Here is a 14,649-nt window from a genome sequence, read left to right on the forward strand (position 1 = left end):
AAGTTCGTACTTCTACGGTATTGTGCTGCGGTATACAGCAATCTATTCTTGCGGTTGCATCATAAATGACCGCATTTCTTATTGGAATCCGGTCTACTTTACACAAAGGGACGCTATGAAGAAAGTTTATCCCGATGCGGCATCCGCGCTTGCCGACATCGTCAAGGACGGGCAGACCATTGCCGTGGGCGGCTTTGGCCTGTGCGGCATACCCGAGGCACTGATCGCAGCGCTGCGCGACTCGGGCGTCAAGGACCTGACCGCCATTTCCAACAATGCCGGCGTGGACAACTTCGGTCTTGGCCAACTGCTTGCGACGCGCCAGATCAGGAAGATGATCGCGTCCTATGTCGGTGAAAACAAGGAGTTCGAGCGCCAGTATCTGGCCGGCGAACTGGAACTGGAATTCACGCCCCAAGGCACCCTGGCCGAGAAGCTGCGCGCTGGCGGCTCCGGCATTCCGGCCTTCTTCACCAAAACCGGCGTCGGCACCATCGTGGCCGAAGGCAAGGATGTGCGCGAATTCGACGGCGAACAATATGTGCTGGAACGCTCGCTTGTGGCGGACGTGTCCCTGGTGAAGGCCTATATGGCCGACAAGGCCGGCAACCTGGTGTACAACAAGACTGCCCGCAACTTCAACCCCAACGTCGCGATGGCCGGCAAGATCACGGTGGTGGAAGTCGAGAAGCTGGTCGAGGTTGGCGAGATCGACCCCGACCATGTGCATACGCCCAGTATTTTCGTGCATCGCATCGTCGTCAATGCGAGCCCGGAGAAACGAATCGAGCAACGCACGGTGCGTGCTAAATAATCGGGAGACAGATCATGGCATGGACTCGTGAAGAAATGGCCGCGCGCGCGGCCCAGGAACTGCAGGACGGTTTTTACGTCAATCTCGGCATCGGCTTGCCCACCATGGTGGCCAACTATGTGCCGCAAAACATGGAAGTCTGGCTGCAGTCGGAAAACGGCCTGCTGGGCATCGGTCCTTTCCCGACTGAAGAGACGATCGACCCCGACCTGATCAATGCCGGCAAGCAAACGGTCACGGCATTGCCGGGCGCCTCGTATTTCCCTTCCGCCGACTCGTTCGCAATGATCCGCGGCGGCAAGGTCAACATCGCCATTCTCGGCGCGATGCAGGTCTCCGAGCATGGCGACCTGGCGAACTGGATGATCCCCGGCAAGATGGTCAAGGGCATGGGCGGCGCGATGGATCTGGTTGCAGGCGTCAAGCGGGTCGTGGTGCTGATGGAGCATGTGGCCAAAGCCAAGGACGGCAGCACTTCACACAAGATCCTGAAGAAGTGCGACCTGCCGCTGACCGGCGTCAACGTGGTGGACCGCATCATCACCGACCTCGGCGTGATCGACGTCACCGAGCAGGGCCTGAAGCTGGTGGAGCTGGCGCCCGGCGTGACCGTGGACGAGATCGTCGCCAAGACCGGCGCGCCTCTGGATACCTCGGCGCTTGCCTGATCGGTTGCCATCAATAAAAACGGCGCCTTTGATCAGGCGCCGTTTTTTTTATTCCAGTTTTGAAACGAGTTACTGCGCGACCCAGCCGCCATCCATATTCCAGGCCACGCCGCGCACCTGGCTAGCCGCCTCGCTGCACATGAATACGGCCAGCGCGCCAAGTTGTTCCGGGGTGACGAATTCACCCGACGGCTGCTTTTCCGCCAGCAGCATGCGCTTGGCTTCCTCGTTGGAAACCCCATTCTCGGCCGCACGGGCGTCCACCTGTTTCTGCACCAGCGGCGTCAGTACCCAGCCCGGGCAGATCGCATTGCAGGTAATGCCGGTCTGCGCGGTTTCGAGCGCAGTGACCTTGGTCAGGCCGACCAGTCCATGCTTGGCCGCGACATAGGCCGACTTCTGCGCCGATGCCACCAGGCCATGCGCCGAGGCCACGTTGATGATGCGGCCCCAGTTCTGTTCCTTCATGCGCGGCAATGCCAGGCGGGTGGTGTGGAAGGCTGAGTTGAGGTTGATTGCGATCACCGCATCCCACTTGTCCACGGGAAAATCCTCGATGTTGGCCACATGCTGAATGCCGGCGTTGTTGACAACGATATCGACGCCGCCGAATTGCTCCACGGCGCTGCGCATCATCAGTTCGATCTCGGTCGGCTGCGACATGTCCGCATTGTGATAGGAGGTCTTGATGCCGAATTCCTTGGCCACGTCCGCCTGCAGCTTGGTGATCGCCGTGGCGTCGCCAAAGCCGTTGAACATGATGTTTGCGCCTTGCGCCGCCAGCGCGCGCGCAATGCCCAGGCCGATGCCGGAAGTGGAACCGGTGACCAGGGCGGTCTTGCCTTTCAGAGTGGTGCCTTGCATGGAGTCCTCTATCGCCAAGATTGATGGAATGTAAAGAAGTTATCGGATTCTAAGCGGAACGCTTAGTAAAATACAGGTTTCGCATGCCAGTACTTCTACGGTAAATCCTCATGACAATTCCTCCCGCTCCCGGTCCAGGCTATCCCCCGATCAAACATGTGCAATGCATTTCGCCCGGCGGGCTGCACCGCATGGCGTACAAGGAATGGGGCGACCCGCGCAATCGCAATGTGCTGGTCTGCGTGCATGGCGTAACCCGCGTCTCCGACGATTTCGATGCGCTGGCGCGAGAACTGAGCGACGTCTATCGCATCGTATGCCCTGACGTGGTTGGCCGCGGCCGCTCCGGCTGGCTGCGCAATCCCGCCTATTACCTGCTGCCGCAATATGTGTCCGACATGGTGACGCTCTTGGCGCGGCTGGATGCCGATAGCGTCGACTGGGTCGGCACCTCCATGGGGGGACTGATAGGCATGGGCCTGGCGGGCCTGGAAGGCAATCCGGTACGCCGGCTGGTATTGAACGACATCGGCCCCACCTTGAACCACGCGGCGCTGGAACGCATCGGCGCCTATATCGGCGAGCAGGTGCAGTTCGACACGTTCGAGGAGGGCGAGCAATACATACGCAACATTACCGCGACCTTTGGTCCACACGCCGAGCACGAATGGAAGAAGCTGGCGGCCGATGTGCTGCGCCAGGACGCGGAAGGGAAGTGGATCAGGCACTATGATCCGCAGCTGGCGCTGCCATTCAAGAGCAGCACGGTGGAAGCCACCGCCCAGGCAGAAGCCATGCTGTGGGCGGCCTACGATGCAATACGCTGCCCGACCTTGCTGCTGCGCGGCGCCGAGTCGGATCTGCTGACCGCGGAAACAGCGCGGAACATGGCAAGCCGCGGGCCCAAGGCGCGCCTGGTCGAATTCGCCGGCGTCGGTCATGCGCCCAGCCTGATGCATGGCGACCAGATTGCGGTCGTGCAGAAATTCCTGCTCGACTGAGCTGCCGGTTGCAATATTTTGGAAAGAACGATGGATATCAAGAGAATGCATGTCGGGCCGCGCCTGTCTGAAGCGGCGATCCATAACGGGGTGGTCTATCTGGCTGGCCAGATCGCCGAGGATGCCACCCAGAATATCGAAGGACAGACACGAGAGGTGCTGGGACATGTCGATCGCCTGCTGGCCGAGGCGGGCAGCGACAAGAGCCGCATCCTGATGTGCCAGATCTATCTGGCCGACATCAAGGACATCGCGGCAATGAATGCCATCTGGGATGCATGGGCGCCGGCCGGCCATGCGCCGCCGCGCGCCACCGTGCAGGCCTTGCTGGCACGGCCCGAGTTGCTGATCGAAGTCGTGGTCACGGCGGCCGTGTAGGAGTATCCGGGTTCATGGTATCGATTTCGACTGCGAGCGACGAGGCATCGGTTCAACTGGTTGCCGGCCTCTCCGAGGCTGATGCAAAGCGCGTGCTGGATGCGCTTGAATTCGTTCGTCCGCTGTATTCCGGGAATCCGGTGGCGACCGGGCAGGACGCCTTCGTGTTTTCTGAAAGCGTCGGCGTGACGCTGGCCTCATTGAAGACCGATGCCGAGACCAGAATCGCCGGCCTGCTGTTCGAACTGCCCATCATCGATGACAAGGCAGCGGAACAGATCGAGGAACGCTTTGGCGCGGAGACTGCCGGCCTGGTCGATCACATACGGCAGCTGATGCGGCTGCATGAAATGACCTTCGGACAGCACAAGGCGGTTTTCGACCGTACCGACAAGGCCAGCAGCCAGCAGGCAACAGCCCAGGTCGAGACCTTGCGCAAGATGCTGCTGGCCATGGCCTCCGACATGCGGGTGGTGCTGGTGCGCCTGGCATCTCGCCTGACCACGCTGCGCTATTTCGCCGACAACAAGCTGCAGAATGAACGCACCTGCCAGTACGCTCGCGAGACATTCGACCTGTATGCGCCATTGGCAAACCGGCTCGGCGTGTGGCAGTTGAAATGGGAACTGGAAGACCTGTCATTCCGCTTCCTTGAGCCGCAGACCTACAAGCGCATCGCCAGCATGCTGGAAGAAAAGCGGCTGGGTCGCGAGCAGTTCGTCAATTCGGCGATCGGGCGCCTGAAGTCGGAACTGGCAGCAGCCGGCATCAAGGCCGAGGTCACGGGCCGGCCCAAGCATATCTACAGCATCTGGAACAAGATGCGCGGCAAGTCGCTCGAGTTTTCCGAGCTGTATGACGTGCGCGCATTCCGTGTGATCGTCGAAGACATCAAGACATGCTATGCGGTGCTGGGCATCGTGCATAACATCTGGGCGCCCATTCCGAAGGAATTCGACGACTATATTTCACGGCCCAAGGCCAACGGTTATCGTTCGCTGCACACCGTGGTGCTGGCCGAGGATGGCCGGCCGCTCGAAGTGCAAGTGCGCACTAGCGAGATGCATCACTTTGCCGAATACGGCGTTGCCGCGCACTGGCGCTACAAGGAAAGCCCCGGTTCGGCTGGAGAAAAATACGATGCCAGGATTGCCTGGCTGCGGCAGCTGCTTGCCTGGAAGTCGGAAGTGGTGGATGCCGTGGTCGGCCAGGAAGAAGTGCGGCGCGATTGGGTCGAGAAGCTCAAGGCAGCCGCGCTGGACGACCGCATCTATGTGCTGACGCCGCAGGCGCGCGTGATCGAGCTGCCCAGCGGCGCCACGCCGATCGACTTTGCCTATCATCTGCACAGCGATGTCGGCCATCGCTGCCGCGGCGCCAAGGTCGACGGCGCGATGGTGCCGTTGAACACCGCGCTGAAGAATGGCCAGACCGTGGAAATCATCACCGCCAAGGGAGAGGTCGCCGCGTCGGGTGCGGCTGGTCCGTCGCGGGACTGGTTGAGCGCCGATTATGCAGTGAGTTCGCGCACCCGGGCCAAGATACGGGCCTGGTTCAACGCCATCGACCAGCAGGAAACCCTGAACAGCGGCCGCTCGCAGGTGGAAAAGACCTTGCAGCGCGAGGGCAAGACATCGGTCAATCTGGAAGACCTCGCGCACAAGCTGGGCTTCGCCAAGCTCGACGATTTTTTCCTCGCCATAGGCAAGGAAACCTTCAGCCTGCGCCAGGTAGAGCAGGCATTGCATGCGGAGGATGGCAAGGCGGCCAAGCCGGTCAATCCGGATGATGCCGTCGTGCCGCGAAAGAGCAGGGCGTCCAGCGTGACGCAGGGTGCGAAGTCGGGCGTTCTCGTCGTGGGCACGGAAGGCTTGCTGACACAGCTGGCGCGCTGCTGCAAGCCGGCGCCGCCGGATGAGATCGTCGGTTTCGTCACCCGTGGCAAGGGCGTTTCCATCCACCGGGCCGCCTGCAAGAACTTTGCGGCGATGGAGGCGGCGGCGCCGGAGAGGGTGATCGCCACCGAGTGGGGGCTGCCGGCTGCCGAAACGGTCTATCCGGTTGACCTGTTCATTCTCGCCAGTGACCGTCAGGGTCTGCTGCGCGATATCTCGGAAATCCTGTTGCGCGAGAAGATCAACGTGATCGGCGTCAGCACCCAGAGCAGCAAGGGTCAGGCGCGCATGGCATTCACTGCCGAGATCACTTCCACTGCCCAGTTGCAAAGAGCCTTGCAGATCATCCGTGACGTGAATGGCGTACAGGAGGCCAGGCGGAATTGAAGAAGTTTGAAATGACCCTTGGCAAATCCGATTCGTGCCCCTATAATCCTGCTTCCTCAGGCGCGTAGCTCAGCTGGTTAGAGCACTACCTTGACATGGTAGGGGTCGTTGGTTCGAGTCCAATCGTGCCTACCAATGGATTTTGATCTTTTGATGCATCGAGGGTTAAAAATCATTGGTTTCGGAAAAAGCACCGTCGAAAGACGGTGCTTTTTTTTCGTCCCCGTTTTCCTGTGCTGCTCTTCTCCTTCCGGCTTTCAAGCTTTCATCTCCTGTCGTGACGTCGTGACGTCGTGCTGCGCAACCTTGCTGCAAATTTTGATGTGCATCATTCCGCTGCATCCCGTCCATTCAATACCATCTCTTCCATCTCTTAGGGACCGTCTCGGTGCGGCTGCTTGCCGGCAGCCAGCGCAAAGGAGGGGCAGATGGCATCGACATTGAAACAATTTGTTCTCGGCCTGATCTTTTGTATGCCGATTGCGGCAATGGCGAATGGCACCGCAGCGTCGCACTCAGGTTCGGGAAATGCTTATCTGGCTGGCAGCGAAGTCAGAATCAATCAGGCAGTCCCGGCTGATCTTTACGCAGCCGGCGGGACGCTGGTGATTGCGGAACCAGTGGCCGAGGATGCAACACTGGCTGGCGGCAGGATCGATGTGGCGGCGGCGGTGGGTCAGGATTTGCGTGTCACCGGCGGCAAGGTAAGGATCGATGCCAGGGTCGGCGGCGACCTCCTGGCAGCTGGCGGCGATATTAGCGTTTCCCCAAGCAGCCGTGTGGGAGGTGATGTGATGCTCGCGGGTGGGGAGGTCCGCTTTGCCGGTCAGGCGATGAGGGATATCAAGCTTGCTGGCGGCAAGCTCGTGCTGGCTGGCGAGGTCAGGGGCAATGCGCGTCTCTATGGCCAGGATATCCGGCTTGCGCCTGGAGCGAAAATATTGGGCGATCTGACCTATGCCAGCAGGAATCCGCTCTCCGATCAGGAATTGGCGCTGGTTGCGGGCAATGTCAGGCGAGAAGATGATGCGCCAGGCCACAGCAACAACGTCGGCAGTGGCTGGATGCATCCACTATTATTCATCAGCATGCTGGCCTGTGGATCCACTCTGTTTCTTGTCTTTCCGAATGCAGTGGAAGGTGCGGAGCAGGCCATGCGTCATACACCGCTGAAAAGTCTGGCGCTCGGCCTGGTTTTGCTGTTTGCCTTGCCGCCTATGGCCATTCTTTTCATGATTACTGTCATCGGCATCCCGATCGGTTTTGGACTGATATTCGCGTATCCGCTGCTGTTGCTGCTGGGCTATCTGTGTGCTGCATTATTTGTCAGCCATGCGGTTGCGCATGCGCTGAAGCAATCTGGCAAGACTGGGGCAGCCCGGCAGATCGTTTTCCTGGCGTTCGCGCTGCTGCTGTTCAGTCTGGCTGCCAACATCCCGATGCTTGGTGGCATGCTGGTTTTCCTGGTGGCTGTGATGGGCGCGGGCGCTCTGGTGCAATGGCTCTACCGGCGCTACCGAGGCAGGGCCGCGGGTGCGGAAGCCTCGCTTTGAGTCTGGAAATCCGGCGTTGAGTCTGGTAAGCTCGCCCCTCATTCCAAATTCTGTTTATGTAAGAGCGAGAAAGGCAATCCGGTTATGACACCGCGAACTACCCCGCAGCAAGTCCAGGAGCGACGCTAGTCGGGATCTTTTTCGTCTTACTTATTGAAAAAGCGCGGCTGGTCCGCGTTTTTTTTCGTCCCGGTTCTTTATCTTCCACATCGCAGTACACCGGCCCAGGCCGGACATGGAGAGCACAATGATTGCAGTCAGACTTCCCGACGGTTCGCAACGCCAGTTCGAATCCCCGGTTACCGTGGCGCAGGTCGCCGCCAGCATAGGCGCAGGCCTGGCCAAGGCGGCGCTGGCCGGTAAGGTGGATGGCAAGGTGGTGGATACTTCCCACCTGATCGACCATGATGCCGACCTCGCCATCATCACCGACAAGGATCCGGAGGGCATCGACGTCATCCGCCATTCCACTGCGCACTTGCTGGCCTATGCGGTCAAGGAGTTGTTCCCCGATGCGCAGGTCACCATCGGCCCGGTGATCGAGAACGGCTTTTATTATGATTTTTCCTACAAGCGTCCGTTTACCCCCGAGGATCTGCAGGCCATCGAAAAGAAGATGGCGGAACTGGCCAAGCGTGATGAGCCGGTAACCCGCTCGGTGCTGCCGCGCGACGAGGCGGTCGCTTATTTCAAGTCCATCGGCGAAGACTACAAGGCCGAGATCATTGCCTCCATTCCCGCCAACGAGGATGTCTCGCTGTATGCGGAAGGCAAGTTCACCGACCTGTGCCGCGGCCCGCACGTGCCGTCCACCGGCAAGCTCAAGGTGTTCAAGCTGATGAAGCTGGCCGGCGCCTACTGGCGCGGCGACTCCAAGAACGAAATGCTGCAGCGTATCTACGGCACTGCCTGGGGCAAGAAGGAAGACCAGGAAGCCTATCTGCACATGCTGGAAGAAGCCGAGAAGCGCGACCATCGCAAGCTGGGTCGTCAACTGGATCTGTTCCATTTCCAGGATGAGGCGCCAGGCTTGATCTTCTGGCATCCGAAAGGCTGGACCATCTGGCAGCAGGTCGAGCAGTACATGCGCACGGTCTACCAGGACAACGGCTTCCAGGAAGTGAAGGGGCCGCAGATTCTTGATCGCAGCCTGTGGGAAAAGTCGGGCCACTGGGAAAACTACAAGGAGAATATGTTCACGACCGAGTCGGAGAACCGTTCCTATGCCCTGAAACCGATGAACTGCCCGGGACATGTGCAGATATTCAAGTCCAACATGCATTCCTACCGCGAACTGCCGCTACGCTACGGCGAGTTCGGCCAGTGCCACCGCAATGAGCCATCCGGTTCCCTGCACGGCATGATGCGGGTGCGCGGATTCACGCAGGATGATGGCCATATCTTCTGCACCGAAGACCAGATCCTGGACGAGTGCGTCAATGCCACTGCCTTGTTGCAGAAGGTGTACAAGGATTTCGGCTTCAATGAAATCATCTACAAGGTGGCAACGCGCCCGGAAAAGCGGGTTGGCTCGGACGAGGCATGGGACAAGGCCGAGGCTGCGCTGATCGAATCGCTGAAGCGTTCCGGATGTGAATTTGAAATCGCTCCGGGCGAAGGCGCTTTCTATGGTCCGAAGATCGAATATACGCTGAAGGATGCGATCGGCAGGATGTGGCAATGCGGCACGATTCAGGTCGATTTCTCGATGCCGGTGCGGTTGGAAGCGGAATATGTTGCTGAAGACAATACGCGCAAGGTTCCCGTCATGCTGCACCGCGCGATTCTCGGTTCCCTGGAACGTTTCATTGGCATGCTGATCGAAAACCACGCTGGCGCATTGCCTTTATGGCTCGCGCCGGTGCAGGTCGTGGTTCTGAATATTTCCGATGCCCAGGCGGATTATGCCCGTGAGGTAACACAAGCCTTGAAAAAACAAGGGTTTAGGGTGAATTCGGATTTGCGCAACGAGAAAATAACCTATAAAATACGCGAGCATTCCGTCCAAAAATTGCCGTACATCATAGTGGTGGGCGACAAGGAACGGGATTCGAATACGGTGGCCGTGCGTGCGCGTGGCAACGTCGATCTGGGCAGCATGCCAGTCGATGCGCTGGTGGAAAGACTCTCCCGAGAACTCGAAACCAAAGCCTGAGCGGGGAACCCGCTGCGCAAAAGCACGGCTTAATCATTTGATTTTCAAAGGAAACTACAATAGCTACTGACAAGTCGCATCGCATTAATGGCGAAATCAATGCGCCCGAACTGCGCCTGAGTGGCGTGGACAACGAGCCGATCGGCATCGTTAGCCTGGCCGAAGCTTTCCGTCTTGCCGAAGAGAAGAACGTTGATCTGGTGGAGATTGCGCCCAATGCAAATCCCCCGGTCGCTCGTTTGATGGACTACGGCAAGTTCAAGTACCAGGAACAGAAGCGGGCGCATGAAGCGAAGCTGAAGCAGAAAGTCATTTCGGTCAAGGAAGTCAAATTCCGCCCGGGCACGGACGATGGCGATTACAACATCAAGGTTCGTAATCTGATCAAGTTCCTGGACGAAGGCGACAAGACCAAGATTACCCTGCGTTTCCGTGGTCGTGAAATGGCGCACCAGGAAATCGGCATGCGCATGCTGGAACGTCTGAAGTCCGATCTCGAGCCGTATGGCCAGGTCGAGCAGTGGCCCAAGATGGAAGGCCGTCAGATGATCATGGTGCTGGCGCCGAAAAAGAAGAAGTAGCTGTTGTCGTAGCCAAAAAATTCCGTGAGCCGCTTCTTGCAGGCGGTCCACGCAATAACGTCAGCCATCAGGCTGCCGTAAAACAAGTGAGAGCAGGCATCAAAGTGCAGCCACAGGTTGCCACCTGCAATCATGTTAAAAAATGGAGCTGTCCATAAGGACAGGTATTGCTATGCCAAAAATGAAAACGAAGAGCAGCGCGAAGAAGCGCTTTCGTGTACGTCCGGGTGGAACCGTCAAGCGCGGCCAGGCGTTCAAGCGCCACATCCTGACCAAGAAAACCACCAAGACCAAACGTCAACTGCGCGGTGCCGCCGATGTCCATGCAACAAACATGGTGTCAGTACGCGCAATGATGCCGTTCGCTTAACCTCACATTTAAGGAGTAACCATGCCTAGAGTAAAACGTGGGGTCACAGCACGGGCCCGTCATAAGAAAGTTCTCGATCAAGCCAAAGGCTACCGCGGCCGCCGCAGCAAGGTCTACCGCGTAGCCAAGCAGGCCGTCATGCGCGCAGGCCAGTATGCCTACCGTGACCGCCGCAACAAGAAGCGCGTGTTCCGCGCACTGTGGATCACCCGTATCAACGCCGCTTCGCGTTCGCACGGCCTGACCTACAGCGTATTCATGAATGGTCTGAAGCGCGCTGCCATCGAACTGGACCGTAAAGTCCTGGCCGACATGGCTGTGACCGACAAGCCGGCATTTGCCGCTATCGTCAATCAGGTGAAAGCCGCGATCGCTGCTTAATTGTTAGCATCCATCATTGCTTGCAGATGATGGCAGGAGCGGGGCACAGGTGTACACCTTTGCCCCGCTTTGTTTGGCGGCTACATGGTCGTTTTCAACCGGCTGTCTCTTTCGGCTTCAATCAGAAAGCGGAAATACCGCATGACTTCCTTAGAACAACTCGTAACGCAGGCGCAGGCTGATTTCGCCGCCGCGCCGGATGCCGCGGCACTGGAAAACGCCAAGGCAAAATATCTCGGAAAAACTGGCCAGATCACCGAGCAGATGAAGGGCCTGGGCAAGCTGGCGCCGGATGAGCGACGCGCCCAGGGTGCCGTGATCAACGCAGCCAAGGAACAAATCGAGTCGGCGCTGACCGCTCGTCGCGACGCATTGGCCGATGCCCAGTTGCAAGCGCGACTTAACGCGGAAGCGATCGACGTCACGTTGCCCGGCCGCGGACGAGGCAAGGGCGGCATCCATCCAGTCATGCGTAGCTGGAAGCGCGTGGAAGAAATCTTCGGTTCGATCGGCTTCGATGTTGCCGACGGCCCGGAAATCGAAACCGACTGGACCAATTTCACCGCACTGAACAGCCCGGAAAATCATCCGGCGCGTTCAATGCAGGACACATTCTATGTGGATGGCAAGGACAGCCAGGGCAAGCCGCTGCTGCTGCGCACCCACACCAGCCCGATGCAGGTACGTTACGCCCGCATGAACAAGCCCCCGATCAAGGTCATCGCGCCGGGCAGGACGTATCGCGTCGACAGCGACGCCACCCATTCGCCGATGTTCCATCAGGTCGAAGGTCTTTGGATAGACGAAAACATCAGCTTTGCCGACCTGAAGGGCGTCTATCTCAATTTTGTTCGGGCTTTCTTCGAGACTGACGATTTGCAAGTGCGTTTCCGTCCCTCCTATTTCCCGTTCACCGAACCTTCGGCTGAAATCGATATTGCTTTTGGTAGCGGGCCGCTGAAGGGGCGCTGGCTGGAAGTCTCCGGCGCAGGGCAGGTGCACCCGACCGTGGTGCGCAATATGGGCCTGGATCCGGATCGCTACATCGGTTTCGCCTTTGGCTCCGGCCTGGAGCGGCTGACCATGCTGCGCTATGGCATTAACGATCTGCGCCTGTTCTACGAAGGCGATCTGCGCTTCCTGAAACAATTTAATTAAGACGGTTTCCTATGCAATTCTCCGAAAGCTGGCTGCGCACGATGGCCGATCCGGGCATGACCTCGGATGAGCTGTCCCATCTACTGACGATGTCCGGTCTCGAAGTGGAAGAGGTGGAGCCTGTAGCACCGCCGTTTTCCAACGTGGTGGTAGGCAAGGTGCTGGAAGTGGCGCGCCACCCGAATGCGGACCGGCTCAATGTCTGCCAGGTCGATGCCGGTACCGGCACGCTGCTCAATATCGTTTGTGGCGCACCCAATGTGCGGCCTGGCATGAAAGTGCCTTGCGCAATGGCCGGCGCAGTCTTGCCGCCGGGTGAGGATGGCAAGCCGTTCGAGATCCGGGTCGGTCAGTTGCGTGGCGTGGAATCGCAGGGCATGTTGTGTTCGGCACGCGAACTGAAGCTGTCGGAAGATCATGGCGGCCTGCTGGAATTGCCGGATGACGCGCCGGTCGGACAGAATTTCCGCGATTACTACCAGTTGAATGACCTGCGTTTCACGATCAAGCTCACGCCCAACAAGGCTGATTGCCTGTCGGTGCTGGGTGTTGCACGGGAGGTTTCTGCGCTGACGGGCGTGAGCCTGCGTGAGCCGACCTTCAAGCCGGTTACCGTCACATCCGATGAAAAGCTGCCGGTGGCGATTTCAGCGCCGGATTTATGCGGTCGGTTCTCGGGAAGAATCATCCGTGGCCTGAATGCCCGGGCAGCCACGCCGGACTGGATGAAGCGCCGGCTTGAGCGCAGCGGCCAGCGTCCGATTTCCGCTCTGGTGGACATTTCCAACTATGTGATGCTGGAACTTGGCCGTCCCAGCCACGTGTTTGATCTGGACAAGATCCATGGTGGGCTGGATGTGCGCTGGGGGCGCAAGGGCGAAAGCCTGAAGCTGCTCAACGGCAATACTGTCGACGTGGATGAATGGGTGGGTGTCATCGCCGATCACAAGGAAATTGAATCACTGGCAGGCATCATGGGCGGTGATTCGACGGCTGTATCGCTGGACACCCGGAATATTTATCTGGAAGCTGCATTCTGGCATCCGCAGGCAATACAGGGTCGCGCGCGCCGCTACAATTTTTCCACTGATGCTGCTCATCGCTTCGAACGTGGCGTCGACTATGCAACCACAGTCGAACATCTGGAGCGGATTACCGCGCTGATTGTTGAAATATGCGGTCAGCCGGGAATCACCGTGGTCGGTCCTGTCGATGACCATGTCGTCAATTTGCCCAAGCGTGCGCCGGTCGCCGTGCGCACCGAGCGTGCCCGCAAGGTCATCGGTGTGCCGCTTGACGATGAGCAGATTGCCGACATCTTCAGCCGTCTGAAGCTGCCCTACAGCCAGGACGCAGGCGTATTCCACGTCAGGCCGCCGTCGTATCGCTTCGATATCGAAATCGAGGAAGACCTGATCGAGGAAATCGCCCGGGTGTACGGCTTTGAAAATATTCCCGCGCTACCGCCCGTCGCTGCGAATGAAATTCGCATCGCTCCCGAGAACACGCGTTCGCTGTTCGACATTCGGCAACAACTGGCGGACCTGGATTACCAGGAAGTCATCAACTTCAGTTTTGTCGAAGAAGCGTGGGAAAAGGACTTTGCTGACAATGCTGCGCCCATCCGTTTGCTGAATCCGATTGCCAGCCAGATGAGCGTGATGCGCTCGACGCTGATCGGTAGTTTGGTCGCGAACGTCCGCTATAACCTGAACCGTAAAATCAACCGTGTTCGCCTGTTTGAAACCGGCGCGATATTCAAGCGTGATGAACAGGTACAAGACGGCCCATTGTCTGTCGCCGGTTACTCGCAACCGAAAAAGGTAGCAGCAATCGCCTACGGCCAGACGGTGGAAGAGCAGTGGGGCCAGCTAGCGCGCAATGTCGACTATTTCGATGTCAAGGCAGACCTGGAAGCACTATTTGCGCCAAGGGCGCTGCGCTTTTCAAGGGCTTCCCATCCGGCGCTGCATCCCGGACGTTCAGCCGACATTTCGCTGGATGGCAAGGTGATCGGCATTCTCGGCGAACTGCATCCGCGCTGGCAGCAAAAATACGACTTGCCCCTGGCGCCGGTGCTGTTTGAAGTCGATGCAGCCATTCTGCAGCAGCGTCTGGTGCCGTCCTACCAGGAAATATCGAAGTTCCCGGCCGTGACCCGCGACATTGCCCTGTTGGTAAAAAGCCACGTACAGGCGCAGGACCTGCTTGACGCGTTCGACGCTGAACGCCAGGCCGGAACGGTTGGCGGGATTGTGCAAGCCATTGTTTTGTTTGATGAATATCGTGGAAAAGGACTGGAAAATGACGAAAAAAGCCTTGCTTTCCGGTTCACCTTGCAAGATACTCAAGCGACCCTGAACGACAACAATGTGGACGCGGCCATGGCTCGTTTCATCGAGGCTGCCCACCAAAAATATGGTGCCGCACTGCGCACTTGAGGC

14 protein-coding genes and 1 tRNA gene are annotated in these 14,649 nt (G+C 58.6%); 13 read left to right on the top strand and 2 right to left on the bottom strand.

The features are described 5' to 3' along the window. Positions 1-115 precede the first annotated feature (115 nt). Both IGW04_RS16455 and IGW04_RS16460 read left to right on the top strand, forming a co-directional pair. Positions 116-814, top strand: a complete 699-nt coding sequence (locus IGW04_RS16455; protein ID WP_194714178.1) for a CoA transferase subunit A — start codon at positions 116-118, stop codon at positions 812-814. Positions 815-828: 14 nt separating this feature from the next. Then, the gene (locus IGW04_RS16460) at positions 829-1,482 is read left to right on the top strand and encodes a CoA transferase subunit B (RefSeq protein ID WP_194714179.1); all 654 of its coding nucleotides are present in this window, start codon (positions 829-831) and stop codon (positions 1,480-1,482) included. Between the two features lie 69 nt (positions 1,483-1,551). On the opposite strand, the gene IGW04_RS16465 is transcribed toward IGW04_RS16460, so the two are convergent. Then, positions 1,552-2,346 carry a 3-hydroxybutyrate dehydrogenase gene (locus IGW04_RS16465; RefSeq protein ID WP_194714180.1) on the bottom strand — a complete coding sequence of 265 codons (795 nt, stop codon included), beginning with the start codon at positions 2,344-2,346 and terminating at the stop codon, positions 1,552-1,554. A 110-nt stretch (positions 2,347-2,456) separates the two neighbouring features. Between IGW04_RS16465 and IGW04_RS16470 the strand changes: the two genes are divergently transcribed. The 4 genes from IGW04_RS16470 (at position 2,457) to IGW04_RS16485 (ending at position 6,142) form a co-directional block, all read left to right on the top strand. Further along, the gene (locus IGW04_RS16470; RefSeq protein ID WP_228527142.1) at positions 2,457-3,347 is read left to right on the top strand and encodes an alpha/beta fold hydrolase; all 891 of its coding nucleotides are present in this window, start codon (positions 2,457-2,459) and stop codon (positions 3,345-3,347) included. 30 nt (positions 3,348-3,377) lie between these two features. Further along, positions 3,378-3,725, top strand: a complete 348-nt coding sequence (locus IGW04_RS16475) for a RidA family protein (RefSeq protein WP_194714181.1) — start codon at positions 3,378-3,380, stop codon at positions 3,723-3,725. A gap of 14 nt (positions 3,726-3,739) precedes the next feature. Beyond that, positions 3,740-6,007, top strand: a complete 2,268-nt coding sequence (locus IGW04_RS16480; RefSeq protein WP_194714182.1) for a RelA/SpoT family protein — start codon at positions 3,740-3,742, stop codon at positions 6,005-6,007. Between the two features lie 58 nt (positions 6,008-6,065). Continuing rightward, positions 6,066-6,142 (top strand) — tRNA-Val (locus tag IGW04_RS16485). Positions 6,143-6,172: 30 nt separating this feature from the next. Here the strand turns inward: IGW04_RS16485 and IGW04_RS16490 are convergent. Next, on the bottom strand, positions 6,173-6,358 hold the full coding sequence (locus tag IGW04_RS16490; RefSeq protein ID WP_194714183.1) for a hypothetical protein: 186 nt from the start codon (positions 6,356-6,358) through the stop codon (positions 6,173-6,175). Between the two features lie 77 nt (positions 6,359-6,435). Between IGW04_RS16490 and IGW04_RS16495 the strand changes: the two genes are divergently transcribed. From IGW04_RS16495 to pheT, 7 genes are all read left to right on the top strand, one after another. After that, complete coding sequence (locus tag IGW04_RS16495) at positions 6,436-7,560, top strand: bactofilin family protein (protein WP_194714184.1); 1,125 nt, start codon at positions 6,436-6,438, stop codon at positions 7,558-7,560. A 247-nt stretch (positions 7,561-7,807) separates the two neighbouring features. Beyond that, the gene (gene thrS, locus IGW04_RS16500) at positions 7,808-9,715 is read left to right on the top strand and encodes a threonine--tRNA ligase (protein ID WP_194714185.1); all 1,908 of its coding nucleotides are present in this window, start codon (positions 7,808-7,810) and stop codon (positions 9,713-9,715) included. Between the two features lie 59 nt (positions 9,716-9,774). Then, entirely contained in the window at positions 9,775-10,296 is a 522-nt protein-coding gene (infC, locus tag IGW04_RS16505) for a translation initiation factor IF-3 (RefSeq protein WP_194714234.1), read from the top strand. A 172-nt stretch (positions 10,297-10,468) separates the two neighbouring features. Beyond that, positions 10,469-10,666 carry a 50S ribosomal protein L35 gene (gene rpmI, locus IGW04_RS16510; RefSeq protein WP_194714235.1) on the top strand — a complete coding sequence of 66 codons (198 nt, stop codon included), beginning with the start codon at positions 10,469-10,471 and terminating at the stop codon, positions 10,664-10,666. 21 nt (positions 10,667-10,687) lie between these two features. Beyond that, the gene (gene rplT, locus IGW04_RS16515; protein ID WP_194714186.1) at positions 10,688-11,047 is read left to right on the top strand and encodes a 50S ribosomal protein L20; all 360 of its coding nucleotides are present in this window, start codon (positions 10,688-10,690) and stop codon (positions 11,045-11,047) included. A gap of 141 nt (positions 11,048-11,188) precedes the next feature. After that, positions 11,189-12,205 carry a phenylalanine--tRNA ligase subunit alpha gene (gene pheS / locus IGW04_RS16520; protein ID WP_194714236.1) on the top strand — a complete coding sequence of 339 codons (1,017 nt, stop codon included), beginning with the start codon at positions 11,189-11,191 and terminating at the stop codon, positions 12,203-12,205. Between the two features lie 11 nt (positions 12,206-12,216). After that, on the top strand, positions 12,217-14,646 hold the full coding sequence (pheT, locus tag IGW04_RS16525) for a phenylalanine--tRNA ligase subunit beta (protein ID WP_194714187.1): 2,430 nt from the start codon (positions 12,217-12,219) through the stop codon (positions 14,644-14,646). Positions 14,647-14,649: the final 3 nt, after the last annotated feature.

This window comes from Noviherbaspirillum soli (assembly GCF_015352955.1).
Lineage (GTDB): Bacteria > Pseudomonadota > Gammaproteobacteria > Burkholderiales > Burkholderiaceae_D > Noviherbaspirillum_A > Noviherbaspirillum_A soli.

What these genes read in the sequence shown, in the direction of transcription:
- thrS (WP_194714185.1), top strand. Translation starts at nt 7,808, where the DNA reads ATGATTGCAGTCAGACTTCCCGACGGTTCGCAACGCCAGTTCGAATCC.
- rpmI (WP_194714235.1), top strand. Translation starts at nt 10,469, where the DNA reads ATGCCAAAAATGAAAACGAAGAGCAGCGCGAAGAAGCGCTTTCGTGTA.
- rplT (WP_194714186.1), top strand. Translation starts at nt 10,688, where the DNA reads ATGCCTAGAGTAAAACGTGGGGTCACAGCACGGGCCCGTCATAAGAAA.
- IGW04_RS16475 (WP_194714181.1), top strand. Translation starts at nt 3,378, where the DNA reads ATGGATATCAAGAGAATGCATGTCGGGCCGCGCCTGTCTGAAGCGGCG.
- IGW04_RS16470 (WP_228527142.1), top strand. Translation starts at nt 2,457, where the DNA reads ATGACAATTCCTCCCGCTCCCGGTCCAGGCTATCCCCCGATCAAACAT.
- IGW04_RS16480 (WP_194714182.1), top strand. Translation starts at nt 3,740, where the DNA reads ATGGTATCGATTTCGACTGCGAGCGACGAGGCATCGGTTCAACTGGTT.
- pheT (WP_194714187.1), top strand. Translation starts at nt 12,217, where the DNA reads ATGCAATTCTCCGAAAGCTGGCTGCGCACGATGGCCGATCCGGGCATG.
- IGW04_RS16455 (WP_194714178.1), top strand. Translation starts at nt 116, where the DNA reads ATGAAGAAAGTTTATCCCGATGCGGCATCCGCGCTTGCCGACATCGTC.
- IGW04_RS16460 (WP_194714179.1), top strand. Translation starts at nt 829, where the DNA reads ATGGCATGGACTCGTGAAGAAATGGCCGCGCGCGCGGCCCAGGAACTG.
- IGW04_RS16465 (WP_194714180.1), bottom strand. Translation starts at nt 2,346, where the DNA reads ATGCAAGGCACCACTCTGAAAGGCAAGACCGCCCTGGTCACCGGTTCC.
- pheS (WP_194714236.1), top strand. Translation starts at nt 11,189, where the DNA reads ATGACTTCCTTAGAACAACTCGTAACGCAGGCGCAGGCTGATTTCGCC.
- IGW04_RS16495 (WP_194714184.1), top strand. Translation starts at nt 6,436, where the DNA reads ATGGCATCGACATTGAAACAATTTGTTCTCGGCCTGATCTTTTGTATG.
- IGW04_RS16490 (WP_194714183.1), bottom strand. Translation starts at nt 6,358, where the DNA reads ATGGACGGGATGCAGCGGAATGATGCACATCAAAATTTGCAGCAAGGT.